The sequence below is a fragment of the Campylobacter concisus genome (assembly GCF_002165775.1).
GTDB lineage: Bacteria > Campylobacterota > Campylobacteria > Campylobacterales > Campylobacteraceae > Campylobacter_A > Campylobacter_A concisus_E.
Window position 1 is genome coordinate 101,472 of the sequence record NZ_NDYP01000001.1, and the last position, 22,306, is coordinate 123,777.

A 22,306-nucleotide genomic window follows, 5' to 3' on the forward strand; every position below is an offset into this window, starting at 1 on the left:
CCCTTAGCCTTTCATATTTGTCATTGACTCTAGGCTGATGCTGCCAGTCTTTTTGTACCAAAGCACGAGTAGCCCTAACCCCACGGCGACCTCGCTAGCAGCGATAGCCACTATAAAAAATGCAACTATCTGGCCTGTTAGGTCAAAGTAATACTTTGAAATAGCAGCCAGGGCGATGTTTGCTGAGTTTAGTAAAATTTCACTTGAAAAAAATAGCATGATCAAATTTCTTCTTCGCATTATGCCAATTAGCCCTATTACAAAGACTAGGCTTGCTAGGATGAGGTAATGTGTAAGACCTATCATAGTATCTCCTCTAGGCTGCTTTGGCTATTCATATCTTTGTGTATCAAGATGATGCCAGCAACCATCGCAACAAGAAGCATTACGGCACACATCTCAAAAGCGATCAAATACCTACTAAAAAGTAAAATTCCAATAGCCTCGATATTGCCAAGCTCACCAACCACTGGATTTAAACTCTCAAGCTTAACGCTATAAATAGGCGCTAAAAATATAAATATCAAAAGCAGCGCTACAAAGCTACTTAAAAGATAGACAATAATCTTTGCCCTTTTACTACTTTTTGGTTCACACTCTTTGCTACTATCAAAAAACATCATCGCAAATGCATATAAAACGACCACAGCGCCTGTGTAGACTATTATCTGTACTACACCCAAAAATTCCGCTCCAAGCAAGAAAAATATAGCCGAGATAAAGACCATGCCAGCAGCTAAAGCTGAGACCGCGTTTAATGCGTTTTTACAAAATACGCTAAAAGAAAAGCTCACCAGAATCAAGGCACTAAAAAGATAAAATGCAAAGCTCTCATACATTTTTTACTCTTTGTAAATTTATATCGCTCACCACTTTTGTCTCATTTTCACTCTCGCTTATAAATGCATTTGGCGTCTTTTTGACCAAGCTGTCAGAATTTTTAGCAAGTGCGCCATAGCCTTCAAATTCGCTTTGATCTTTTAAAAATTTATCTTTTGTTAAAAACTCATCTTTCGTGCCAAAAATAGCTCTATGTTCACTTGCGACCTCATACTCCGTGCCACATACTATGGCAAGCTCAGGGCAGACATCAGCGCAAAATCCGCAGTAAACGCATCTACTTAAATTTATAGTGTAGCTTGCGACCTTTTTGCGCCCATCTTCACCAAGTGAAGTTTTCATTGAGATGCAGTTGCTAACGCAAATTTTCTCACATAACCCGCACCCAATGCAACGTTCATTTTCACTTTCAACAAATTTCAAAAGCTTATGAATGCCCCTATATCTAGCATTTAGCTCCATCTTTTGCATAGGGTATTTTAAAGTATGCGACTTGCTAAAGAGCATCTGCTTTATCGTGACTTTTAGTCCGATCAAAAGATCAGGCTTAAATGTGATAGCGATGAAGTGCTTAAATTTATCAAACGCGCTCTTTGGCTTTAACTTTTCATCTATTAAAATATATTTTTTCTCACTCATTTTTCGCCTTAGATTAGTAGCATAAAGCCAGTGATTACGATATTTAAAATTCCAAGCGGAAGCAAAATTTTCCAGCAAAATGCACTTAACTGATCAACTCTTAAATGTGCCCATGAAGCCCTTACCCAAATAAAAAAGAAAAAGACAATGCTTGATTTTAAGATGATCATTAAAGCACCTGGGATAAATAAAAATTCGTTAAATCCACCTAAAAATAAAATCGTAATGATGATGCTAGCAGCGATCATATTTGTGTATTCGCCGATGAAAAACATCGCCCATCTCATGCCGCTATACTCGGTGCCATAGCCTGCTACTATCTCTGTTTCGTTTTCTGTTAAGCAAAATGGCGTTCTGTTGCACTCCACGAAGCTTGCTATTAAAAAGAGTAAAAAGGCAAGGGGCTGCTTGAATATAAGCCAGCCAAAAATTCCTTTTTGATAGTTGTTTATATCCACAAGTGAGAGTGAGCTAGTTACCATTACGACGCTTAAAAGAGCCATGCCAGCGACTATTTCGAAACTAAGAAGTGAGACTACTGCGCGAGCTGCGCTAATTAATGCAAATTTATTATAGCTTGCAAGACCAGCTGCAAGCGGAGAGAAGACGCAAACTGAAGCAACGCCAGCGATGTATAAAATACCAACATTTATATCTGAGAGAATCGGACGTAATGTATGTCCAAAAATTTCAAACTCAGGCAAAAACGGCACAGGTGCAAGCGCTGCAAATGCGGCAATGGCTGATATTAGTGGAGCTATTAAAAAGATAAATTTATTCGTATTTGCTGGTACGATGTCCTCTTTTGTAAAGAGTTTTATCATGTCAGCTACTATCTGTAAAATTCCAGCAGGTCCCACCATATCAGGTCCAACGCGGCGCTGCATGTAGGCTAGTACCTTTCTTTCAGCGTAAGTTGCCAGTCCTGCAAGGCTTGCCATGACGGCTAAGATGACCACGGCTTTAATGATAGTGCTTAGCACAAAAAATAGTGTTTCACTCATCTTTTGCCTTTATGATTTTAACTGTGGCGTAGCTTTTGCCATTAAATATAACGCCCACATCAAGCTTGTCGTCATAATCACCTAAATACGCACCAACTCCGCCAAGCTCGCTATCAAGCTCCACGCAAATGGCAAGCTTGTGCCCATCTTTTTCTAAAATAATCGCTTCATTTTGTGAAATTTCAAATTTAGCCATAAATTCGCTACTTGCATAAAGCTTCGCTCTTTTGGCTGTTTGTGTGGCATAGTTTGCAAAAAATGATGGTAAATTTATAGGATTTGAAAGACTTATGAGTGCCTCATCGTCTTTTAAATTTATGCTCTTGCTATCTTTTAAAAGTGGCTCTATATCATCATTTGGTGTGAAATTTGAAATTTCTAGTTTATAACCTCTGTGACTTGTGCCGTCGTTTGCGTAAAAATTTTCTAAATCATCAAATTTAATGCCTTTGTAACCCTTTTCTTTTGGTAAATTTGGCGTGTAATCAATCGTATCTTTAGCCATTAGTCCAAGTGCATTTGCAATATCGTTTAGAAAATAACCTTTGTGCGGTATCGCCACATTTGTTGGCACTAGGGCGTTATTTATGCTTGTAAATGTGCCTTCTTGCTGATTTAGCGCGCTAGCATCGATATCGCCTTCAAAAATGCTAAATTTATAATCGCCATTTTCGTTATAGCCAAGCGTCTTGCCAGGCTTTTTCTCGCTTGTAAGAGTGCAAATTTTAGCAACACCAAGTGAGTTTGTGCGTGGTGGTATTAGCATCACACGAAACGGCGTAGCTCTAGCGATCACTCCAGTAAGTGCGGCTAGTAAATTCGCATTTTCATCCGTGTAAAAATCGCTTCCTAAAATGAGCGTAAATTTACTTTTGCCCTCGCTTAAAGCTGGTGCATCTAAGCCAAAATTTTCATCAAAATTTTTAAGCTTTGATGTAAGCGTGCTAGATAAATTTTCGCCCCAGTTTTTAAGCACAAAGAGTAAAATTTGCTCTAATTTTCCAGCTTCATGCGCTACATAGATAAAATTTTTAGAATATTTTTTAACGATCTCATCGGCTATGTGATGAAAGTAAATTCCAGCTGCTTTATTCATTTTTAAAGCATTATTTAACTTAAAGCTTGTCACTGGGCTTTCGTGTCTTAAGAAACTGCCAGCAGTGATGATAAAATCGCTATTTTTAATATCTTCATAGTCTGCGTTATATGAGCTAAGCCCACTAAATTCGCTAAATTTATTTAAAAATTTTTGATAATTTAGCGCTTCATTGTTTATTAAATTTAGATCAAATTTTTCTCTTAAACGCTCTAAAATAAGGGCTTCTTCGTTCGTGATGAAGCTATTAAATTTTATATTTTTGATCGCGCCATTTTTAATATTTAAAACAATCTCTTCAAATTTTTCTTCATTTTTACAGGCAAGCTCGTTGTGAAAGTCATAACCAAACCTAGCTGCTCCACTTATCTCGCCAAATGTAAAATCATTGCTGACGCGGTAAATTTGCTTACTTCTATCGCTAGTACTCTTTTCTTTTACGTCATAGTAAATTAGCTCGCAGTCGCTTTGATGTGGATTTGCAGCTAGGATAGGATTTAGCTCCCAGATATTTGTGCTATATTGAAAATGTGAACTAATAAGCGCTCCAGTAGGGCAAACGCTGATACACTCGCCGCAAAATGAGCAGTCTAGACTCTCGCCCACGCTTGGACCTATTAAGCTTTTTTGCATCTTGCTAAAAACTGCGTAGGCATCTTTTGGCATACTCTCTTTTAGCTCTTTTGGCACCTCAACGCCCCTTGGTACGGTCTTTAGTGCACTCTCACCGATCCTATCTTTACAAACAGTGACACATCTTTCGCAGACTATGCAAAGAGCTGGATCGTAGTTGATTAGCCCCCATTTTTTATGTGGTTTGTGCGTGTCAGCGATGGCAAATTTTTGTTCATTTACCTTTAGACGCGTGGTTAAATTTTGTAGTTCGCATTCGCCACTTTTGTCACAAACGCCACATTGAATCGGATGATTTACGCAGTAAGTCTGCATGATCGCATTTCGCTCGGCAGCGATTTCTGGCGTGTTTGTATAAATTTGCATATCCTCTTTTGCTTTGGCATTGCAGCTATACACTACTTTGCCATTTGCCTCGACCATGCAAAGCCTACAAGCAAGAGTTGGTGAGCAGCCACTAAGATAGCAAAGAGCTGGGATATAAATTCCATTTGCTCTTGCGATATTTAGGATGCTCTCGCCTTCATCTGCTTCTAAAATTTGATCATTTATGCTTATTTTCATTTACTAACTACTACTTGTTTAAATGTGTATCCATCAAACTCTTTTGCGCCAAATATCGCAACTGTGCCTTTTAGTGAATGGTCTAGTTTAAATTTTGCCTTCACGCTAAAATCTTTTGCTTTAAGCTCTAGCATATCGCCATCCTTTGCCTTTGCTACGATACCAAATTGCATGCCTCCTACGATCTCATCGCTTGCGTTTTTGTTTAGATAAACGACTGCTCCGTCAAAATTTTCAAGCTCTTTTAGCTCGTCTATTTTGTGATAATCATTAAATTCTTTCCTGCAACCACCAGCTAAAACGACATTTTTGCCTAAAATTTCAAGTAGCCAAAAGATCGCATCTTTGTCTGGATGAGTAAAAAATGAATCATCAATAACGATGTTTTTAACGTCCTTTATCCACTCGCCTAGCTCTTCAAATTCCTCTTCACCAACATTGCACTCGCCACTTATCAGCCCATCATCAAGCTCGCTAAAAAACTCATCGCAAGATAAATTTGCGTATTTGCAAAGAAGAGCTAAGACATAGCTTATTGAGCCTATTTCGCAGCGGATTAAATTTTCACCGCCAAGCTCGCTATCTTCGATGCAAGAGATGTATTTAAATTCATGCTCTTTTATCTTTTTTGCTAAATTTTTGTCGCTCAAGCTTAGTAAATTTGCGATGCTTAAGCTTTTGCCTGCTATTAAATCATTAAATTTCATATCTTGCCCTTTTTTATAGTTAATACCCAATCAACTTGGTTAAATTTAAGCGAGTTCATCACTTCGCAGTTTAGATTATAGGCTAAATTTACAGCCTTTGTCACGCCGCTAAAATCGCCTATCTCAAATAAAAATATAATCACTTCGCCAGCCTCGCCAGCCTTTATCTGCTGTCCAAGAGCGCTCAAAAACTCACTCTTTAAGTGCCTAAGATCGACCCTTCTCATCTATCGACCTCGCCTAAGATGATATTTGTGCTACCAATTATCGTAGCGACGTCAGCGACGTACTGACCTACTAATAAATCTTCGTAAATAGCACAGTGCCAAAAGCTTGGCGTGCGAATTTTTAGGCGATATGGGCTTGCGCTGCCATCTGAGTTTATATAAATTCCTAGCTCGCCCTTTGGCGACTCGCTAGCGAAGTAAATTTCGCCTTTTGGGGGTTTTAGCCCCTGAGTTATAAGCACAAAATGCTGCATTAGAGAATAGTTTTGAGTCATGATCTGCTCTTTTGAAGCGCTCACATATTCTGGTGCGTCAGCGATGATGGCAGGGCTGCTGGTCTGATACTTGCTAACACACTGCTTTAAAATTTTCACGCACTCACGCATCTCTTTCATGTAAAGTAGATATCTTGCGTAGCAATCGCCCTCATTAGCGTACGGCACGGTAAATTCTAACTCGTCGTAGATGAGATATGGCTCCTCTTTTCTGATATCACGTGCGACTCCGCTTGCTCTTAGCATGACGCCAGAACAGCCGCTACTAAGGGCTAGTTCTTTACTAATTACACCCACATCTACAAGCCTTGCTTGCCAAATTCTATTTTCACTTAGCAAATCTTCATAAAGCGTGATATCGCTTGGAAATTTTTCACAAAATTTAAGCAGCTCCTCGCACCAGCCATCAGGCAGATCAAGCGGCACGCCACCGATCCTTATGGAGCTATGTGTTAGCCTTGCGCCGCAGTATTTTTCTATTAGATCAAGGACGTATTCGCGCTCTCTAAATGCGTATAAAAAGACGCTCATTGCCCCCACATCAAGGGCGTGCGTAGCTAAAAACAAAAGGTGTGAGCTGATGCGGTTTAGCTCCAAAAGCATCACTCTAATAATCTGCGCACGGCGAGGCACTTCGATAGCGCAAAGCTTCTCCACAGCCGCGCAAAATGCGTAGTTATTCGCACTTGATGCGATGTAATCAACCCTATCAGTCACCGGGATAAACTCCTGATAGGTCATATTTTCAGCCATCTTTTCAACGCCTCGGTGCATAAAGCCAACCTCTGGCATAGCGCGCACGACCTTTTCTCCGTCAAGCTCAAGCACAAGCTTTAGCTGTCCGTGTGCACTTGGATGCTGTGGACCAAAATTTAGTATCATCTTGCCGTCATTTTGCTCAAATTCTAAATTTTCAAAAAATGGTTTTAAGCGGTTTGGTGACTGGCTCAAGGTCTTTCCTTTACTATCTGGCTCTGGTTAAATTTAGCCTTTTTGACAAATTTTATGCCACCATCTTCTTGATACTCGTACTCTTCGTTAAATACTCTTGAAAATCCAAAGGTATCTTTCTCTTCAATATAAGCTGGATCGCGGTTCTCTTCACCAATTTGCTCTCTAAATTCACTTCCAAAAATTTTATCCACCTCGTACCATTTGGCAGCCTCGTCGCCAGTTAGCGGGTAGCTCTTTAGTAGTGGGTGTGAGAGCCAGTCATCAGGCATTATGAGGCGCTTTAAATTTGGATGATCTTTAATGAGAACGCCGCTTAGATCATACATCTCGCGCTCAGCCCAGTTTGCGCTTTTGTAAAGCTCGCAAACGCTTTTTAGCATTTCATCATTTTTTACAAAGCATTTTACACGGACGCGTCTATTTTTACTCATGCTAAGAAGTTGATAAAAGACCTCATATCCATCTTTTTGATTTATGAAATCAAGTGCTGCAAGCTCACTAAGCTGTTCGTAACCAAAGCTTTTTAGTGTCTCAAGCGCTTTAAAATTTTCACTAGAATTTATATAAATTATAAGCTGATCAAACTCCACATAGCTAGATAAAATTTCTACTCCGCTTTGCTCTAAGATGGCTAACTCCTCATCAAATTTAGAACCTTTTACCTCATCTTTTGGCGTATGCTTTTCTATATAAAATTTTTCGCTGTAATACTGCTTTTTTTGCTGGTCGTTTTTTGGCTTATACTCTCTCATATGTCTAGCTTTCTTGGCTTTTGCGCCCTAAATGCACTTTGTTTTCTTATCTTTTTTTGAAGCATCATAAGTGCATATTGAAGCGTCTCCGGACGTGGGGCACAGCCTGGGATGTAGATATCTACTGGTATGATGCGGTCTACGCCTTGAACGGTTGAATAGGTGTTAAACATACCGCCTGTATTTGCGCAGCTGCCCATTGAGATAACCCACTTTGGCTCAGGCATCTGATCATAAAGACGCCTTGTAAATTCAGCGTGTTTTTTAGTTAGCGTGCCAGCTATAATCATCACCTCTGAGTGTCTTGGACTTGCCCTAAAAATGGTGCCAAATCTATCAAAGTCATATCTGCTAGCGCCACTTGCCATCATCTCGATAGCACAGCAAGCAAGCCCGTAGCTAAGTGCCCAAAGTGAGTTACTTCTGCCCCATTGAACTAGCTTATCAACGGTTGTTAAAACGACTGGCAAGCCACCATTTGCAGCGTAATTTATCTGATGCTTTGCCATTTAAAGACTCCTTTTTGCCAAGCATAAGCAAAGCCGATAAGTAAAATCGCCACAAAAAGCAACATTTCGATTAGTCCAAAAATTCCAAGTAGCCTAAAATCCACCGCCCACGGATACATAAAGATGACTTCAACATCAAACAAAATAAATAAAATTCCATAAAAAAAGTAGTGGATATTTATCTTATTTGGCTGTTTTACGGTGGTTGGACCACACTCATAAAAGCCAAGTTTTAGACGCTGTGTATTGCGGTTGGCTAGTTTTTTGCTTATTTTTGAAGATAAGAATGTTATTAAACAAAATGAACAAGTTGTTAGTAAAAGTATGATAAATGCACCAAAATAGGTGCTTTCAAGCTCTGAATGTGACATACTTTGCCTTTTTTAATTTTTAAGATTCTACTAAATTTAAATTTATTTGAGCTTGAAACAGCTTAAGAGTAGGGTGAGTATTGTGCTTTTGTGTAAAAATTACTCCTATTTTATCTTCTCAACTGCATCTTTTGCAGCACTTATTCGCTCGCTCTCGTCTAGCTCACGCACAAAGCCATCTTTTACTAAGATGATCCTAGTTGCTACATCAAAGTAGCTATCATCGTGGCTAACAGCGATTATGCTGATGCCTTTACTTTGTAAAAATGGCAAAATTTCTTTATAAAATTTTCGCTTAAAGAGCGGATCTTGATCGGCTGCCCATTCATCTAGGATAAGGATAGAGCGATGCTCTAAAATAGCTATTAAAAGACTTAGGCGCTTTCGCTGGCCAGTTGAGAGTTGCGTGGTGCTAAGCTTATTGTCTATGACACTTACTTTTTTATCGATCTCAAGTAAGGCTAAAAGCTCGTCTATTTCGCTTTGGCTAGCAAAGCCATTATGAGAGAGCGTTTGCGAAAATAGATAAAAATCGGCAAAAATAGCGCTAATCTTTGCCTGATAGCTTTGTAAATTTTCTTCATCTATCTTTGTGCTATCAAGGTAAATTTCGCCACTACTTGGGCGTATTAGCCCGCAAAGTAAATTTATAAGCGTACTTTTACCACTACCATTTTTACCGATGATAAACGTTATCTCACCACGTTTGATCTCTAAATTTACGTCTTTTAGGCTAAATTTGCCGTGAGTGTAGTTGAAATTTATATCTTTTAGTTTTATGTTTTGCCAATTATCGCTTAGGCTATCGTCAAATTTAAAGCCTTCCTGAAATTTATTTAAATTTAAGCTCATGATCTTTTCTAAGCTCACTTTAGCACTAAGTGCAGCTGGTATGGAGCCAACCATACTCATAAAAGAGCCTCTTAAAAATAGTATCGTTAGGCTAATGCTTAGTGCCGTTTGCAGGCTCGCCCAGTCAAATGCTACGCACAAAAATACACAAAGTCCAACTGAGCCAAGCAGCATAATGTTTGTAAAATTATCACTTAATGCGTGATAAATATCGGCCTTTACCATATTTTGGCGTTTTTTATCGCCTGTAAAATTTAACTCATCAAAGCAGACACTTGCCCTTGCTCTATTTAAACTAAGCTCTCTATGTCCCTCTACGATATCGTCGTAGTGCTTTTGTAGTGCGTCATCTTGAACTCTAGAATGCTTAAAATAAAGATGAATTTTTTTCATAAAAAGTGTATTTATAAAAAGAGTCGCACCGATCCAAATGGATAAAAAGATAAAAATTTTTGGAGCTATCACACAAAGATAGATGCTGGCGCAGACGATAAAAACTAAGCTTTGTATAAAGCCAGTAGCACTCATAAAAGCAAATGTGATCGTTTTTATGTCATTATTTAGGCTAGCTATAATCTTTGCCTTGCCGATCTCATTTATCACGCTATTTGGTGTATCTAAAATTTGCTTTACACTTTGATATCTTAGCTCATAGATAAATTTATGCCCAAAATTTGTAAGCGATATATTTGCGGCGATGGCGCTTACAAAAAATAAGAGCAAAACCACTATAAATTTAACCACTATAAAGGTGTCAAATTCTTTTAAGCTTACAAGCTCATTGTTTATAAATGAAAGGGTCCAAACACCAAGTCCGCTAAATACAAGTGTTAATAACACTATTTTAGAAATTTGGTAGATATTTTTTTTGATTAAATTTGCAAGCATTACATCGCAGCTCGTGGCTGAATGATATTTGGCTCATACTTTTGTTCAGTATTTTCGCTCATTATACGAAGTACCTTGCTTCGTTTTATCTTAGCGTCATCTTTAAATATCGCACGCACTTTGTCCATGCCAGCATAAAAATCACGCATAAGCACGATGCAGATATATTTGCCAAAAAATGTCGGCTTAATAATGCCATTTTCTTCGTATATCGCATTTACAAGCTTAAGTAAGCTAAGCTCCATAAATAAGGCCTTGTTAATGTTTGTGCTATTTTCATCGTTATATCTTTTAATATCAACTCCGCCATCAAAAAGCCTTGTTAAAAACGTGTATTTAAGTCGCTCTTTCTTGCTAAAACCACATTTTGCGATGACTGGGCTTTGCCTATTTTTTATCCTTTTGCCGTATTCAAGTAGATTAAACGCATTTATTACAAGCTCACCGTTAAGAAAGCTAAATGCTCCGCTACCAACGCCAAGATACTCTAAATTTGAGCCAACATATTCGTCGCGAAGGTCAGCACTTTTTTCGTTTGAAAACGCCCAAGCATTGCTCTGCTTGTATCCGCCCTTAGCAAATTCACTCACGATGATCTCGTAAAATTCACGCTCGTTATCTACGTTTGAAACGCCAAGCGAGCGAGCTATATTCTCTCTTGTTAGCTCTGATTTCATGAGTGGATAGAAGGTGATTTGTTGTGAAGAGATCGATTTTGCAGTATTTATGTCGTTTATGAGCTGCTCTTTTGTTTGATTTGGGAGATTAAAGATGAGATCAAGGCTAATGACTGGGATCTTTCCAAGAGCAAGCTCAAGCTTTCTTTTTATCTCCTTGGCTGAGCCAAATTTTTCGTATCTGCCAACTCTTTTTAACGTTTCATCATCAAAGCTTTGTACGCCAACGCTTAAGCGATCAATTAATCCATCAAATCTAGCTAAACTCTCGGGTGAGATGTGATTTGGATCGCTTTCTGCTGAAATTTCATCTATACTAAAAAGCTCTTTTGCAAGCTTAAGTGTCTTCTCAAGCTCTGGCTCATTTATAAGCGTCGTGCCACCGCCAACATAAAGTGAACCAAAGTCAAATCCAGCCTCTTTAACCTGCCTCATCTCCTCACGTAAATTTTCAAAGTAAATTTTTGCAAGCTCTTGTTCATAGTGGTACTTATGAAACGAGCAATATGGGCAGAATGTGTGACAAAATGGTACATGTGCGTAGAGCATATACTTTTTGTCTTTTTTGGGAGTTTTGGTGTAGGTTGTGGTTAAAATGTCTATATTAAATTCATTATATAGTGATCTTTGAATAGAATTATGAGCGTAATTTACGGCAAAATTCTCGACAATATTTTTAAATATCATAACTAATCACCTTAAATAAGTTTGGTTTTAAATTGATCTGTTAGGATAGCTAACTTTTAATAAATTTAGCCTTGTGTTAAAGAAATTTTTAGCTTAGCCAGATAAATTTGGCCTATAAATTTTAATTTTTTAAATCTGCAAATTTCACGTATCGATCAAATTTTAGTCTCAAAGCTTAAGGAAGTTACTTCTTGGCTCTTGAGATAATTTTGCTTGCATCAAGCTCAAATCTTACTCCATCTTTTGTCTGCAGATAATAAAATTTACCAAGAGTTGATAGGGCTTTTACATTATAAAGTTTTATAACTCCGTTTGTTTCGTTTTCATCATAATAAGTTTTACTATCATCACAATATATGCCATTTTTGCAAATTTTTTCTGGCAAAGCACCTGCTATACTTTTTTCAATAGATAAATATTTATATTCCATGTTAGTGATTTCAAATTTCTTTGCGATGTCATCCGCTAGATAAAAAAATATAACTATTGGACATAAAAACATTAAAATAAGTGAAATTTCCTTGTGCGTACCATCCTTATAAATACCTTCACAAAAACACAAAATACCTAAGCAAAAAAAGATATATGTAATGTAAATAAAAAATAGATTTACCACCAAAATAGAAATTAGATTAGTTTGAAAATTAGACAAAAATATTAAAATAAAAATATAAGCGAGCCACATTATCATGCAAAGAGTAAATACTCTTTCCAATATTTTTCCCTTGATCCATATTGTAATACACGATAACAAATATGATAATGCTAAAAAAACCATAAAAGTAAATAGTACGCCTTTTGCATCTATATAGAAAGCTATACTTATAATAAAAGTAGTTAATAGTGCTAGAGGAAATGATAAAGATAATAAAAAAAGTGAAAAATATTTACCATTTTTATATCTGAGGGAGTATCTTATATGTCCAGGATAAAGCATTATGGGCAATATAATAAAAATAGTAAAAATAGCTACAACAAAAAACAATAATGCTCCGACATGAAAAATATCAGAATTACTTAAAACTGGAAAATATCCAACAAAGAGACTAAAATATACAAAATAACAAATCATACTAGCTAAACTAACACCAGTTAGTATCAGTGGATGAAATTTTAAAAGAATTTCAATATGACTTTTTTGGTAAGTCTTACTAGCCCGCCTTTTTCTTTCATCTAAAATATCTTGATAACTCAATTTAAATCCTAAAATTTTATAAAAACTTGCTATTTAAGTACATTTTCGATTTCGCTCCAGCCCAAATTCTCAGCAAATTCAGCTGCCGTTTTACCACTTTTTGTGCGGGCATTTTTGTCAGCACCGTTTTCTAGTAAAAGATTTACAAGATTTAAATTTCCAGCGATCGCCTCGTTGTGAAGCTGCGTATAACCAAACTCATTAGCGTCTGTGACCATATTTGGGTGCTCTTTTATATATTGCTTTACTTGCTCATATGTATTTTTACTCATTGGATGCTCTATCAAATTTTCAGGGTGTTCTTTTTGCTCGTAAACTACCAAAATATCGTTAAAATCGCCAAAATCAAGTCCCCACTCTTTATCGTGCTCTTTTAGCTCTTTCTTTTGCATGCGTGAGCGCATCGCCTGCACGCTAAATCCGCCGTATGCGCGTCCATCTATCGAAAAGAGCCAGTCACTCATCTCGTCTATCTTTGCGCTTATTTGGTCGCCTAATTTCACGTTTTGCACGCTATCAGGCTCATTTATGAGCGTACCATATATCGTTTCGCCGTCAAATTCCACATCGTCTATCCACATGTGCTCGCCAACTTCTTCGCCATTTACGACATCTAAAAAGCAAATTTTTACCATCGCATAGTCAAGTGCTGGTACGATCCTGCGGCGCTCCCAGTAGACCTCACGCCAAAAATATCTAAAGCTCTCTCTGGCCTGCTCAAACGCACGCTGCATATAGTCTTCGTCGCTACTTACAAAATAGATCGGCATTTGCTTGCCAAGATCGATTTGTTTACCGAGAATTTTCTTAAAAAAGCTCATTTTTTTGTCCTTATTTTTTATTTTAGATAGATCAAATTTAAATACAAAACAATAAGGCGAAATTTCACCAACGAATACGCCAAATTTTAGATACAAAATCATACGAAATTTCGCAAATTTAGCCAAGCAACTTACCAAATTTAAACAAAAATATCATGAGATGGATTTAAATGTTGCGACGAAAAAATCAAGCGTGCGCTAGGCATATAGCCTGCGGAGCGATAATTTCTCTAGCTCATTTAAAGACACTCACGAGAAGCTATTATTTTAGGTTTTTAAAACTGATCGGAAGTTCTAAATTTAACCCCCTCACCAGCTTTATACACTCCTGCAAATCGTCTATGCTTTTGCTTGTCACCCTGATCTCTTCGCCCCTGATCTGCGCGCTAACCTTGATCTTTGAGTCTTTGATCGCTTTGGTTATCTTTTTTGAGTTTTCGCCGTCAAGCGTGTCGTTTAGCTTTAGCGTTGCCTTTAAATTTCCCCCACTTGCTGGCTCTCTTTTTGTCTCTGTGATCGCTACTGGTGGGATGTTACGCTTGATGAGCTTTGAGATCACTATATCTTTTAGCGCGTCGATCTTATTATCGCTTGAGCTAAGAAGCGTGATAAATTTCTCCTTTTCGTTTAGCTCGACTTCAGCTGCAAGCCCTTTAAAGTCATACCTCGCCGCGATCTCTTTTTTTGCCGTCTCCAGCGCGTTTTTGACCTCCATCATATCGACCTCGGCACTTATATCAAAACTATGTTCGGTTGCCATTTTTATCCTTTCAAATTTATTTAAATAGCCCTTTGATCTTCTCAAAAAGCGACTTTTTGCCAGTCTCTTCTTGATTTATAGCCTCGCCAATCTGCTTCACTGCGGTCTGTGCGTAGATGATAGCACCCTTTGGATCGCAGTTAAAGAGGTTTGAATATGAGCTTGATTTGTTTAGATCAAGTGGATTTGGCTCCACGACCTCTGTAGCCTCAAGTAGGCCTGTTTCTAGCTCGCATGCGTAGTTTAGAGCATCTAAAAATGCAGGTAAATTTTGCGCGTAAAAACCATCAACCGCCTCTTTTATCTCACCACCTGCTTCGTAGTCAGCCTTTATTTTAGCTACGTTTTTAGCACTCACATAAGCGCCACAGCAGTAGTTTTCGGTGATCTCATTATAAATTTCACCACTAAATTTATCCAAAAACTCACTTGGTAAAATTTCTCGCCAGTTGCTAATATAGTTTTTAAATTTCTCATTTTGCCGCGCCAAAGAGCTTAATGCTGTGCCGCGAGTGTAGAAATATTTTCTAAAAAATCCTTGTGTGACGGCGATACAAAAGCCATGAGTTTTGTTAAAAATTTCATCGTCTTTATATTGCAGTGCAGCTCTTAGCGTATCTTTGTACTTTTGCGCGTAAAATTCCTCTACTCCAGCTTTGCTAGCAAGTGCTAAAACCTCGTCAAATTTACTAGCCCTTGTAAGCTCAAGTGCCTCAAAATACCACTTTGAAATTTCATCTTCGCTAATGGCGTGATAGCTTATATCATAGCCCATTATCTACTCTCATTGATGAAATTTTCGATGTTTGCGACGATCTTTGCGATGAGCGTCTTTCTAGCCTCCAAGCTGCCCCATGCTACGTGCGGTGTGATGAGTAGATTTTCTTTATTTTTTACATTTAAAAATGGGCTATTTTCGCTCATTGGCTCGCTCTCCAAAACGTCGGTGCCAAAGCGCAAATTTCTCTCATCTATCGCCCTTGCCATCGCAGCTTCATCCACTATGCCGCCACGTCCTAAATTTAGCACTATTGCATCATCTTTTAGCAAATTTATCTCGTTTGCGCCCAGTAAATTTTTGGTCTTTTCATTTAGCGGTGCATGGATGCTGATGATGTCGCTGCTTCTTAGTATCTCGTCTAAGCTTTTTTGCTTAAATTCGCTATTGTTATTTGCTCCGCTTGTCGAATAGTAGCTCACGTTTGCGCCAAATGCACGTGCCACTGCCGCCACGCCGCGTCCTATCTCGCCAAGTCCGATGATGCCAAATTCTTTGCCAGCGATCTCGCTGATATCTGCGCCAAGATAGGTAAAAATTTCACTCTTCACCCACTCTCCGCTTTTAACGTATTCGTCATAAAATTTGATGTGATTTGTTAGCTCAAAAAGCATGGCAAACGTGTGCTGCACGACGCTTGCAGTCGAGTAGCCAGCAACGTTTTTAACAGCTATGTTTTTGGCTTTTGCATGCTCTAGATCAACATTATTCATTCCAGTTGCACTTATGCAAATGAGCTTTAAATTTGTCGCCTCCATCACGGCTTTATCGATGACGACCTTATTTGTGATGACTGCATCAACGCCCTTTAGACGAGGCACGATCTCTTCGCTTTTAGTTTTTTGGTAGCTGATAAACTCGCCAAATTTCTTAAAAACACTAAGATCAACGTTTTCTCCAAGCGTTGCCGCGTCTAAACAAACGATCTTCATCTTTAGTCCTTAATAAAATGTCCTACAAATTTAGAGTAGTTATCTAAAATTTTGCCACCTTTTCTATATCCAAGCGCGCACGCCTCATAAGCGTAAAATACGCCTGCTTGGTAGCTCTCGCCCCTCTCATCTTGGTTAAACTCGTAAAATTCTTGATAGATGGCTTTGTTTGAGTCGTATTCGCCATCGTTGCTTGCTATTTGTGCGCCGTTTTCATCGTATATAGAGACGTTTGCACCTTCTCTGCCAAATACCGGCTTTTTCACATATTTTTTGCCCTTTAGCGGCTCGTTTGAGGTCTCAAGCAAGAGCGGGTGATTTGGATAAAGATCCCAAAGGATTTTTAAAATCCCTTTGCTTTGGAAAAGTAGCGTGTAGGCAGGATTTATGATGATGGCTTTTTGGTTTTTGATGATATTTGAGAGTATGAGCGCTAGCTCGCCCTCATCGATCGCTATACTCTCCCAAGGCACAAGCTTAAACCAGTATTCGAAATTTTCATCGCCTTTAAAAATGCCCTCGTCATCGTTAAAAACGACCTCATCAACGTAAGCAAAGTCGGTTTTAAAGCCGGCCTCTTTTGCGATGTATTGCAGTAATTTCACGGTTTGCTCATCCTCGATACTACCAGCGATAGAGCTAAAGAGTATCCCCCAGCCCTCGTAAACATCCTCAAAATTTACATTATCATCGCCAAGCGTGATAAGGCGTTTAAAATTTTGCTTTAGAGCTTCGTAAAGGTTATTAAATTGCTCTGCTTCATCCATATGATTTAGTTTTAGCATCGCCCACTGAATGATCGCTGTCTCAAAGACTGCCGTTGGCGTATCGGCGTTAAATTCGATCAGTTTTATCGGCTTGCCATCAAGCCCACCAGCAAGATCAAATCTGCCATAAAGGTGCCAGTGAACGTCATTTTCCCAGCTTTTTTTTATACTATCAACGAGATTAAACGGTATGCCTATCTCGTGAAAAAGGTTATTGTCAATGACGTACTGAGCGGCATTTACATACATATCGTATAGCTCATTTGCCGCTTCGTAGTAAGCATCCGCCTCGCTTGCTTTTACCTGTACGATCTCATCTGCGATATATGAGCTGTTATCGTTATCTGTATGCCAAGCAAAGCCGATTTTTTCCATAAATTCGTTATTTAACGGAGTGATTTTTCTTAAATTTATCATTTTCAGCCTCCAAAGCTTGATGAGCTAGAGCTTGATTTTGAGCCACCACCGAAAAATCCACTCTTGCCGCCACTGCTTCTTGCAGCAGAATTTGCCGCTTTTTGCTTATTAAAGCTATCAACGCTTCTTGTGTATGCGCTTGGATTTTTGTAAGAATTTTGACGAGTAGCTTGGAAATTTTGATTTCCAAAAAGCTTGCTACCTATCCAGCTACCAAGTATCGCACCGGCTGCTGAGGCAAGTATCGTCTCACCAAGACTTAGCCCACCGCTACTTAGTTGTGCGTCACTCGTTTTTGTTAAATTTGAAGTGCCATTGTCGATATTTGCGTTTGCTTGAGCTAGGAGTTTATCGATCTCGTCTTTGCTTAGCACACGCTCAGTGCCGTTGATATCTTTTAACACGACTCTAGTTTCAGTACTTGGATACTCTTCTAAAATTTTATAAACTCCAGGTGCGCTCTCTTCTATGATAACAAAGGCGCCGTTTTTTTGCGCAACTTCGTTTAGTGCGTTTTCATCACCGCCATCATTGCTTCCACAGCCAGCAAGGCCAGCCATAACGATCGCACCAAATCCGCCTACCGCAGCATAAGTAGCTATCTTTTTAATGTGTTTCATATCTCTCCTATCAACTCTTTTAAATTTTTATGTCTTCTAACAAGTATCACGCCTCGTTTAAATTTGATAAATTTGGAGTGATGTATCGCTTTTATTATCTTTTCACTAGCTTTTTTCGTTGCCTTTGGCTTTAGATTTAGCTCCTTTAAGTACTCGCTTAAATTTATCCATTTTGACTCATTTTCTATCTCGGCCTCTATCGCTTCATTATTTGGCATATCGTCATTTTTTTGTGTTAAAAGCGGCCTTTGCATAGCATTTAGAAACTGCATGAGTTTCTCATCTCTGTCCTTATAAATTTGCAAAATTTCATTTTTTCGCTCGATTAGCATCTGCTCTTTTTCTTTAAAAAGCCTATCTTTATCGGCTTGCAAGTTTAAATTTAAGCTCTTTAATTCGCTTAACTCATTTAGCAAATAATTTACAAACTCATCATTTTGGGATTTGGTTTTTGTACTTTTTGGAGCGGATTTTGTGGCTTTTTCGCTACTTGGTTTCTCATCAAGGATGACAAATTTTGTGCCATTTTCAATGACTGTATTTATCGAACCACGGCGGATTCTATTATAGACTGCTTCTTTTGTTATGCCTAAAATTTCTGCAGCTTCGTTTATAGCTAGCTTTTGCATCGAATTTCCGTTTAAAATAAAATAAAAAATTTGCTTTGATTATAAAAAAATAAGGCTAAAAGAAGAGTTAAACAAAGAGAGCAAAGCCCTCTTTGTCTTGGTTTTAGAGTCTTGACTCGTAGCGTCTAAGCATATAAAGACGTTTAAGCATTTTCTTGCGAGCTGCAATTTTTTGTTTCTTGCGGATCTCAGTTTTAGGCTCAAAGAAGCGTCTAGCTCTTGCTTCAGTAACGACTAAATTACGGTCAGTTTGTTTTTTAAACTTTCTGTAACCCTCGTCAAATGACTCGTTAGGATGTACCTTAATACCAGGCAACGTCCTCACCACCTTTCAGATTAAAATAAGCCGTGAGTATAGTTTAATTTTCATAAATTTAAGCTTTTAACTATTTTTTTTTAAAACTCTTTTAATGCCATAAGCTTTATAATCATAAAATTTCAAAAAAGGCTTATTATGTCAAAGGATTTTCATCTTAGCTACGCCAAGAGGCGTTACATTTTTTTCGCCTGTATTACGCTATTTGTCTTTATTTTGCCATTTATCAGGGTAAATGATGCACAGCTATTTTTGCTAAGTTTTAATAAAAGTAGAGTTGATCTATTTTTTACAAAATTTGATATGCAAGAGCTTTATTTGCTGCCATTTTTATTTATCATTTTGTTCTTAAGCATATTTTTCCTAACGACACTTGCAGGGCGCGTTTGGTGCGGTTGGAGCTGTCCGCAAACTATTTTTAGAACGATATTTCGTGACCTTTTGCAAACTAAAATTTTAAAGATCAGAAAAAATATACAAAATAAGCAGAATGAGCCAAAAGGACAAATTTTAAAGCGTGCTTTAGCAGTTGGAATTTGGTGTATTTTAGCTCTTGTTATTTCGGCAAATTTTTTATGGTATTTTGTGCCACCGCTTGATTTTTTTGCTTATTTAAAAGAGCCAAGCGAACATGGAGTTTTGCTTGCATTTTGGCTTGTTATAGCTATTTGGTTAGTTTATGATGTCATCATTTTAAAAGAAAATTTTTGCATTTATGTCTGTCCTTACGCTAGGGTGCAATCAGTGATGTTTGATAACGATACGATCCAAGTTATTTACAACCAAAAAAGAGGCGGCGTAATCTATAACGGAAAAGAGAAATTTAAAAAGCCAAAAGAAGAGGGTGCGCTGTGTACTGGCTGCGAGGCATGCGTGAGGATATGCCCAACACACATTGATATAAGAAAAGGTATGCAGCTTGAATGTATAAATTGTCTAGAGTGCAGCGATGCTTGTGCTAAAGTGATGAAGCATTTTGATGAAAGCTCGCTTATTGAGTGGAGAAGTATAAACTCTATAAAAGAGCAAAAAAGAGTCAAAATTTTACGCTTTAGAACGGTTGCTTATCTCGTCATTTTGGGCATTGTTTTGACAGCTGGGGTATTGATGAGTGGCAAAAAAGAAAGCATGCTTTTAAACATAAATAGAACAAGCGAGCTTTATAAAATTTTAGGTGAAAATGAAGTCGAAAATTCTTACGTATTTTTGGTGCAAAACACACAAAACAAAGAGCACGCCTTTTACTTTGAAGTAGATGATAAGAATATAGAAATTTCTCGTCCAAATAAGCCATTTATATTAAAAGCTGGTGCAAAACAACGAGTAATCGTCACGCTAAAATCAAAAAATGAAAATTTAAGCGATAAAGATCTTTTAAAACATATAAATATAAAAGCCTATGCCACTGACGAGCCAGCTATCAGCGTGCAAAGGCAAAGTACTTTTATCTATCCTAAAAGATGATAAAATGGCAAAAATTTAACAGGAAGCAAGATGGCGATCTCAGAAAAGGGTAAAAAAAGATACGAACTTATCGTAAAAACAGCACTTGAGCTATTTTTAGAAAAAGGATACGAAAAGACAAGCTTAAGTGACATCGTAGCGATAAGTGGCGGATCGCTTTCTAGTATTTACACGTTTTTTGAGAACAAAGAGGGGCTTTTTGAGGCGATCGTTGAGCAAGAGATAGATAGCCTTATAAAAGAGATCGATGAGAAAATAGATCTTAAAATTTCTCACAGCTTGGAGGAATTTTTAACCAAATTTGCAACCATAATATTTTCTATTACTTGCAGCAAAAGGCATATCTCCCTTGGTAGGATAATGATGAGTGAGGGTTCTAAAAATGGTGGCAAACTTGGTAAGACGTTTTTGGATCAAATTTTAAAAAAGATCGATCTTGTGCTTATAAATTTCTTTGAAAGAGATGAGATAAAAGCCAAACTTGATCCAAAATTTTCAGCCAAATTTGCTGCAAAGTACTTTATACAAAGCGTGATAGGAGCTTATTACTACGATTCGCTTTTGATAAATGAAGAACCAAAGCTTAGTGAAAAAGAGCGTAAAAAGCATATTAGCTTGTGTGTTGAGTTGTTTTTGAATGGAGTTAGTAAAAAATAAAATTGACTTTTTATTTGTTTTCTAATAGAATCGAGAACTTTAAATTTTTGTAACAATTATTACAAAAACTAAATATGATATTAAAATTTAAAATTAAGAGAGGTTTTTATGGCAAATTTTAAAAGTGCTCTTGTGCTTTCGGTTGCAGTTTTATTTCTAAGTGGTTGTTTTGAAAATAAAGAGAATAAAGCGGCAGCAGGTCGCCAGATGCCACTATCTCACGTGGATATTTTTACCGCACAAAAAACAGACATACCTATTAGTTTTGACTACACGGCGACAGTTACAAGTAGTCAAGATGTTATTATCTATCCAAAAGTTGGCGGAACTATCATAAAGCAGTTTTTCAAACCAGGAAGTAAAGTAAAAGCGGGCGATAAGTTATTTTTGATAGACCCAGAAAAATATCAAGCTAGCTTTGACTCACTTGATGCTTCTGTTGGCGTAGCAAATGCAAATTTGAAAAATGCCGAGACCGAGTTTAAAAGAATTTCTGCCCTTTATAAGAAAAATGCAGTTTCTCAAAAAGACTATGACGCAGCAGTTGCAGCCTATGATATTGCAAATGCGAATTTAGTAAGCGCAAAAGCAAATTTAAAAAATGCGAAAATCGATCTAGGATACACGACTATTACAGCGCCATTTGACGGCGTAGTGGGTGATAACCAAGTAGATGTTGGCTCGCTTGTCGTAGCAAACCAAACAAAACTTGTAAGGCTTACAAAAATAAATCCTATTGAAGCAGAATTTTATATCGCTGATGTGGATAATCTAACTAGAAAGACAAATTTGGATAACGGCTCATGGCAGCAGCTAAATAGTGACGCTGTGTTAAGCGTCAATGGCGAAAATTTTAATGGTAAAGTAAATTTTATAGATAACGTCGTAAATACTGCAACTGGTAGCGTTTTGGCAAAGGCTAGTTTTGATAATAGTGAAGGTAAAATTTTACCAGGTGCGTTTGGCCATATAAAGATGAGCGGTTTTGTGCAAAAAAATGCCTTTAATATCCCACAAGTTGCCCTTCAACAAAGCGCTACAAACACTTATGTTTTGGTTGTAAAAGATGGCAAAGTGAGCCAAAAAAATGTAAAAATAGGATATCAAACAAAAAATATGGTAGCAGTCACTGAAGGTCTTGAAGAGGGAGATAAGATAATCGTTAATAACTTCCTTAAAATCGGAGTTGGTGCACCAGTTGAAACTGATAAAGACCTAAGTGCAGAATTTATAAACGGCAAAGATGCAAATGCTACAAGTAGCAAGTAAAGGCAG

At 37.7% G+C, this 22,306-nt stretch carries 25 protein-coding genes; 3 read left to right on the forward strand and 22 right to left on the reverse strand.

Annotated elements, in window-relative coordinates; all coding sequences use genetic code 11:
• Positions 1 to 3: 3 nt before the first annotated feature.
• The 22 genes from nuoK to rpsU all read right to left on the reverse strand — a co-directional run bounded on the left by nuoK (position 4) and on the right by rpsU (position 18,910).
• Entirely contained in the window at positions 4 to 306 is a 303-nt protein-coding gene (nuoK, locus tag B9N66_RS00560; RefSeq protein ID WP_087579446.1) for an NADH-quinone oxidoreductase subunit NuoK, read from the reverse strand.
• Entirely contained in the window at positions 303 to 839 is a 537-nt protein-coding gene (locus B9N66_RS00565) for an NADH-quinone oxidoreductase subunit J (protein WP_087579447.1), read from the reverse strand. Before B9N66_RS00565 ends, nuoK begins: the two co-directional genes overlap by 4 nt.
• A complete protein-coding gene (nuoI, locus tag B9N66_RS00570) occupies positions 832 to 1,479 on the reverse strand; it encodes an NADH-quinone oxidoreductase subunit NuoI (RefSeq protein ID WP_087579448.1) in 648 nt (215 codons plus the stop codon). Before nuoI ends, B9N66_RS00565 begins: the two co-directional genes overlap by 8 nt.
• Before the next feature lie 8 nt (positions 1,480 to 1,487).
• A complete protein-coding gene (nuoH, locus tag B9N66_RS00575; protein WP_087579449.1) occupies positions 1,488 to 2,483 on the reverse strand; it encodes an NADH-quinone oxidoreductase subunit NuoH in 996 nt (331 codons plus the stop codon).
• Entirely contained in the window at positions 2,476 to 4,776 is a 2,301-nt protein-coding gene (locus tag B9N66_RS00580) for an NADH-quinone oxidoreductase subunit G (protein WP_087579450.1), read from the reverse strand. The genes nuoH and B9N66_RS00580 overlap by 8 nt, the downstream gene beginning before the upstream one ends.
• Complete coding sequence (locus tag B9N66_RS00585) at positions 4,773 to 5,483, reverse strand: hypothetical protein (protein ID WP_087579451.1); 711 nt, start codon at positions 5,481 to 5,483, stop codon at positions 4,773 to 4,775. The genes B9N66_RS00580 and B9N66_RS00585 overlap by 4 nt, the downstream gene beginning before the upstream one ends.
• Positions 5,480 to 5,710, reverse strand: a complete 231-nt coding sequence (locus tag B9N66_RS00590; protein WP_087579452.1) for an NADH-ubiquinone oxidoreductase subunit E family protein — start codon at positions 5,708 to 5,710, stop codon at positions 5,480 to 5,482. Before B9N66_RS00590 ends, B9N66_RS00585 begins: the two co-directional genes overlap by 4 nt.
• Entirely contained in the window at positions 5,707 to 6,936 is a 1,230-nt protein-coding gene (nuoD, locus tag B9N66_RS00595; RefSeq protein ID WP_087579453.1) for an NADH dehydrogenase (quinone) subunit D, read from the reverse strand. Before nuoD ends, B9N66_RS00590 begins: the two co-directional genes overlap by 4 nt.
• Positions 6,933 to 7,691, reverse strand: coding sequence for an NADH-quinone oxidoreductase subunit C (locus B9N66_RS00600; protein ID WP_087579454.1), 759 nt, complete (start codon positions 7,689 to 7,691; stop codon positions 6,933 to 6,935). Before B9N66_RS00600 ends, nuoD begins: the two co-directional genes overlap by 4 nt.
• Positions 7,688 to 8,200 (reverse strand): NuoB/complex I 20 kDa subunit family protein, encoded by a 513-nt coding sequence (locus B9N66_RS00605; protein WP_021083979.1) that lies wholly within the window; start codon positions 8,198 to 8,200, stop codon positions 7,688 to 7,690. The genes B9N66_RS00600 and B9N66_RS00605 overlap by 4 nt, the downstream gene beginning before the upstream one ends.
• On the reverse strand, positions 8,182 to 8,571 hold the full coding sequence (locus B9N66_RS00610; RefSeq protein WP_087579455.1) for an NAD(P)H-quinone oxidoreductase subunit 3: 390 nt from the start codon (positions 8,569 to 8,571) through the stop codon (positions 8,182 to 8,184). Before B9N66_RS00610 ends, B9N66_RS00605 begins: the two co-directional genes overlap by 19 nt.
• Before the next feature lie 105 nt (positions 8,572 to 8,676).
• Positions 8,677 to 10,311, reverse strand: a complete 1,635-nt coding sequence (locus B9N66_RS00615) for a multidrug ABC transporter permease/ATP-binding protein (RefSeq protein ID WP_087579456.1) — start codon at positions 10,309 to 10,311, stop codon at positions 8,677 to 8,679.
• Positions 10,311 to 11,675 (reverse strand): coproporphyrinogen III oxidase family protein, encoded by a 1,365-nt coding sequence (locus B9N66_RS00620; protein ID WP_087579457.1) that lies wholly within the window; start codon positions 11,673 to 11,675, stop codon positions 10,311 to 10,313. The genes B9N66_RS00615 and B9N66_RS00620 overlap by 1 nt, the downstream gene beginning before the upstream one ends.
• Before the next feature lie 184 nt (positions 11,676 to 11,859).
• Positions 11,860 to 12,870 (reverse strand): hypothetical protein, encoded by a 1,011-nt coding sequence (locus B9N66_RS00625; protein ID WP_087579458.1) that lies wholly within the window; start codon positions 12,868 to 12,870, stop codon positions 11,860 to 11,862.
• A 29-nt stretch (positions 12,871 to 12,899) separates the two neighbouring features.
• The gene (locus tag B9N66_RS00630; RefSeq protein WP_087579459.1) at positions 12,900 to 13,691 is read right to left on the reverse strand and encodes a YegJ family protein; all 792 of its coding nucleotides are present in this window, start codon (positions 13,689 to 13,691) and stop codon (positions 12,900 to 12,902) included.
• Between the two features lie 262 nt (positions 13,692 to 13,953).
• Positions 13,954 to 14,451, reverse strand: a complete 498-nt coding sequence (locus tag B9N66_RS00635) for a YajQ family cyclic di-GMP-binding protein (protein ID WP_021089472.1) — start codon at positions 14,449 to 14,451, stop codon at positions 13,954 to 13,956.
• Positions 14,452 to 14,467: 16 nt separating this feature from the next.
• Positions 14,468 to 15,226 carry a hypothetical protein gene (locus B9N66_RS00640; protein WP_087579460.1) on the reverse strand — a complete coding sequence of 253 codons (759 nt, stop codon included), beginning with the start codon at positions 15,224 to 15,226 and terminating at the stop codon, positions 14,468 to 14,470.
• A complete protein-coding gene (locus B9N66_RS00645; protein ID WP_087579461.1) occupies positions 15,226 to 16,161 on the reverse strand; it encodes a D-2-hydroxyacid dehydrogenase in 936 nt (311 codons plus the stop codon). Before B9N66_RS00645 ends, B9N66_RS00640 begins: the two co-directional genes overlap by 1 nt.
• 2 nt (positions 16,162 to 16,163) lie before the next feature.
• Complete coding sequence (locus B9N66_RS00650; protein WP_087579462.1) at positions 16,164 to 17,345, reverse strand: glutathionylspermidine synthase family protein; 1,182 nt, start codon at positions 17,343 to 17,345, stop codon at positions 16,164 to 16,166.
• 2 nt (positions 17,346 to 17,347) lie between these two features.
• Entirely contained in the window at positions 17,348 to 17,965 is a 618-nt protein-coding gene (locus B9N66_RS00655) for a UPF0323 family lipoprotein (RefSeq protein ID WP_087579463.1), read from the reverse strand.
• A complete protein-coding gene (locus B9N66_RS00660; protein WP_087579464.1) occupies positions 17,962 to 18,594 on the reverse strand; it encodes a DNA-binding protein in 633 nt (210 codons plus the stop codon). Before B9N66_RS00660 ends, B9N66_RS00655 begins: the two co-directional genes overlap by 4 nt.
• Positions 18,595 to 18,697: 103 nt before the next feature.
• The gene (rpsU, locus tag B9N66_RS00665) at positions 18,698 to 18,910 is read right to left on the reverse strand and encodes a 30S ribosomal protein S21 (RefSeq protein WP_009294994.1); all 213 of its coding nucleotides are present in this window, start codon (positions 18,908 to 18,910) and stop codon (positions 18,698 to 18,700) included.
• Between the two features lie 138 nt (positions 18,911 to 19,048).
• On the opposite strand from rpsU, the gene ccoG reads away from it, so the two are divergent.
• From ccoG to B9N66_RS00680, 3 genes are all read left to right on the forward strand, one after another.
• Entirely contained in the window at positions 19,049 to 20,374 is a 1,326-nt protein-coding gene (gene ccoG / locus B9N66_RS00670; RefSeq protein WP_087579465.1) for a cytochrome c oxidase accessory protein CcoG, read from the forward strand.
• Positions 20,375 to 20,404: 30 nt separating this feature from the next.
• The gene (locus B9N66_RS00675; RefSeq protein WP_087579466.1) at positions 20,405 to 21,031 is read left to right on the forward strand and encodes a TetR/AcrR family transcriptional regulator; all 627 of its coding nucleotides are present in this window, start codon (positions 20,405 to 20,407) and stop codon (positions 21,029 to 21,031) included.
• 108 nt (positions 21,032 to 21,139) lie between these two features.
• Positions 21,140 to 22,300, forward strand: a complete 1,161-nt coding sequence (locus tag B9N66_RS00680; protein WP_087579467.1) for an efflux RND transporter periplasmic adaptor subunit — start codon at positions 21,140 to 21,142, stop codon at positions 22,298 to 22,300.
• Positions 22,301 to 22,306 lie beyond the last annotated feature (6 nt).

What these genes read in the sequence shown, in the direction of transcription:
- nuoK (WP_087579446.1), bottom strand. Translation starts at nt 306, where the DNA reads ATGATAGGTCTTACACATTACCTCATCCTAGCAAGCCTAGTCTTTGTA.
- B9N66_RS00565 (WP_087579447.1), bottom strand. Translation starts at nt 839, where the DNA reads ATGTATGAGAGCTTTGCATTTTATCTTTTTAGTGCCTTGATTCTGGTG.
- nuoI (WP_087579448.1), bottom strand. Translation starts at nt 1,479, where the DNA reads ATGAGTGAGAAAAAATATATTTTAATAGATGAAAAGTTAAAGCCAAAG.
- nuoH (WP_087579449.1), bottom strand. Translation starts at nt 2,483, where the DNA reads ATGAGTGAAACACTATTTTTTGTGCTAAGCACTATCATTAAAGCCGTG.
- B9N66_RS00580 (WP_087579450.1), bottom strand. Translation starts at nt 4,776, where the DNA reads ATGAAAATAAGCATAAATGATCAAATTTTAGAAGCAGATGAAGGCGAG.
- B9N66_RS00585 (WP_087579451.1), bottom strand. Translation starts at nt 5,483, where the DNA reads ATGAAATTTAATGATTTAATAGCAGGCAAAAGCTTAAGCATCGCAAAT.
- B9N66_RS00590 (WP_087579452.1), bottom strand. Translation starts at nt 5,710, where the DNA reads ATGAGAAGGGTCGATCTTAGGCACTTAAAGAGTGAGTTTTTGAGCGCT.
- B9N66_RS00600 (WP_087579454.1), bottom strand. Translation starts at nt 7,691, where the DNA reads ATGAGAGAGTATAAGCCAAAAAACGACCAGCAAAAAAAGCAGTATTAC.
- B9N66_RS00605 (WP_021083979.1), bottom strand. Translation starts at nt 8,200, where the DNA reads ATGGCAAAGCATCAGATAAATTACGCTGCAAATGGTGGCTTGCCAGTC.
- B9N66_RS00610 (WP_087579455.1), bottom strand. Translation starts at nt 8,571, where the DNA reads ATGTCACATTCAGAGCTTGAAAGCACCTATTTTGGTGCATTTATCATA.
- B9N66_RS00615 (WP_087579456.1), bottom strand. Translation starts at nt 10,311, where the DNA reads ATGCTTGCAAATTTAATCAAAAAAAATATCTACCAAATTTCTAAAATA.
- B9N66_RS00620 (WP_087579457.1), bottom strand. Translation starts at nt 11,675, where the DNA reads ATGATATTTAAAAATATTGTCGAGAATTTTGCCGTAAATTACGCTCAT.
- B9N66_RS00630 (WP_087579459.1), bottom strand. Translation starts at nt 13,691, where the DNA reads ATGAGCTTTTTTAAGAAAATTCTCGGTAAACAAATCGATCTTGGCAAG.
- B9N66_RS00635 (WP_021089472.1), bottom strand. Translation starts at nt 14,451, where the DNA reads ATGGCAACCGAACATAGTTTTGATATAAGTGCCGAGGTCGATATGATG.
- B9N66_RS00640 (WP_087579460.1), bottom strand. Translation starts at nt 15,226, where the DNA reads ATGGGCTATGATATAAGCTATCACGCCATTAGCGAAGATGAAATTTCA.
- B9N66_RS00645 (WP_087579461.1), bottom strand. Translation starts at nt 16,161, where the DNA reads ATGAAGATCGTTTGTTTAGACGCGGCAACGCTTGGAGAAAACGTTGAT.
- B9N66_RS00650 (WP_087579462.1), bottom strand. Translation starts at nt 17,345, where the DNA reads ATGATAAATTTAAGAAAAATCACTCCGTTAAATAACGAATTTATGGAA.
- B9N66_RS00655 (WP_087579463.1), bottom strand. Translation starts at nt 17,965, where the DNA reads ATGAAACACATTAAAAAGATAGCTACTTATGCTGCGGTAGGCGGATTT.
- B9N66_RS00660 (WP_087579464.1), bottom strand. Translation starts at nt 18,594, where the DNA reads ATGCAAAAGCTAGCTATAAACGAAGCTGCAGAAATTTTAGGCATAACA.
- ccoG (WP_087579465.1), top strand. Translation starts at nt 19,049, where the DNA reads ATGTCAAAGGATTTTCATCTTAGCTACGCCAAGAGGCGTTACATTTTT.
- B9N66_RS00675 (WP_087579466.1), top strand. Translation starts at nt 20,405, where the DNA reads ATGGCGATCTCAGAAAAGGGTAAAAAAAGATACGAACTTATCGTAAAA.
- B9N66_RS00680 (WP_087579467.1), top strand. Translation starts at nt 21,140, where the DNA reads ATGGCAAATTTTAAAAGTGCTCTTGTGCTTTCGGTTGCAGTTTTATTT.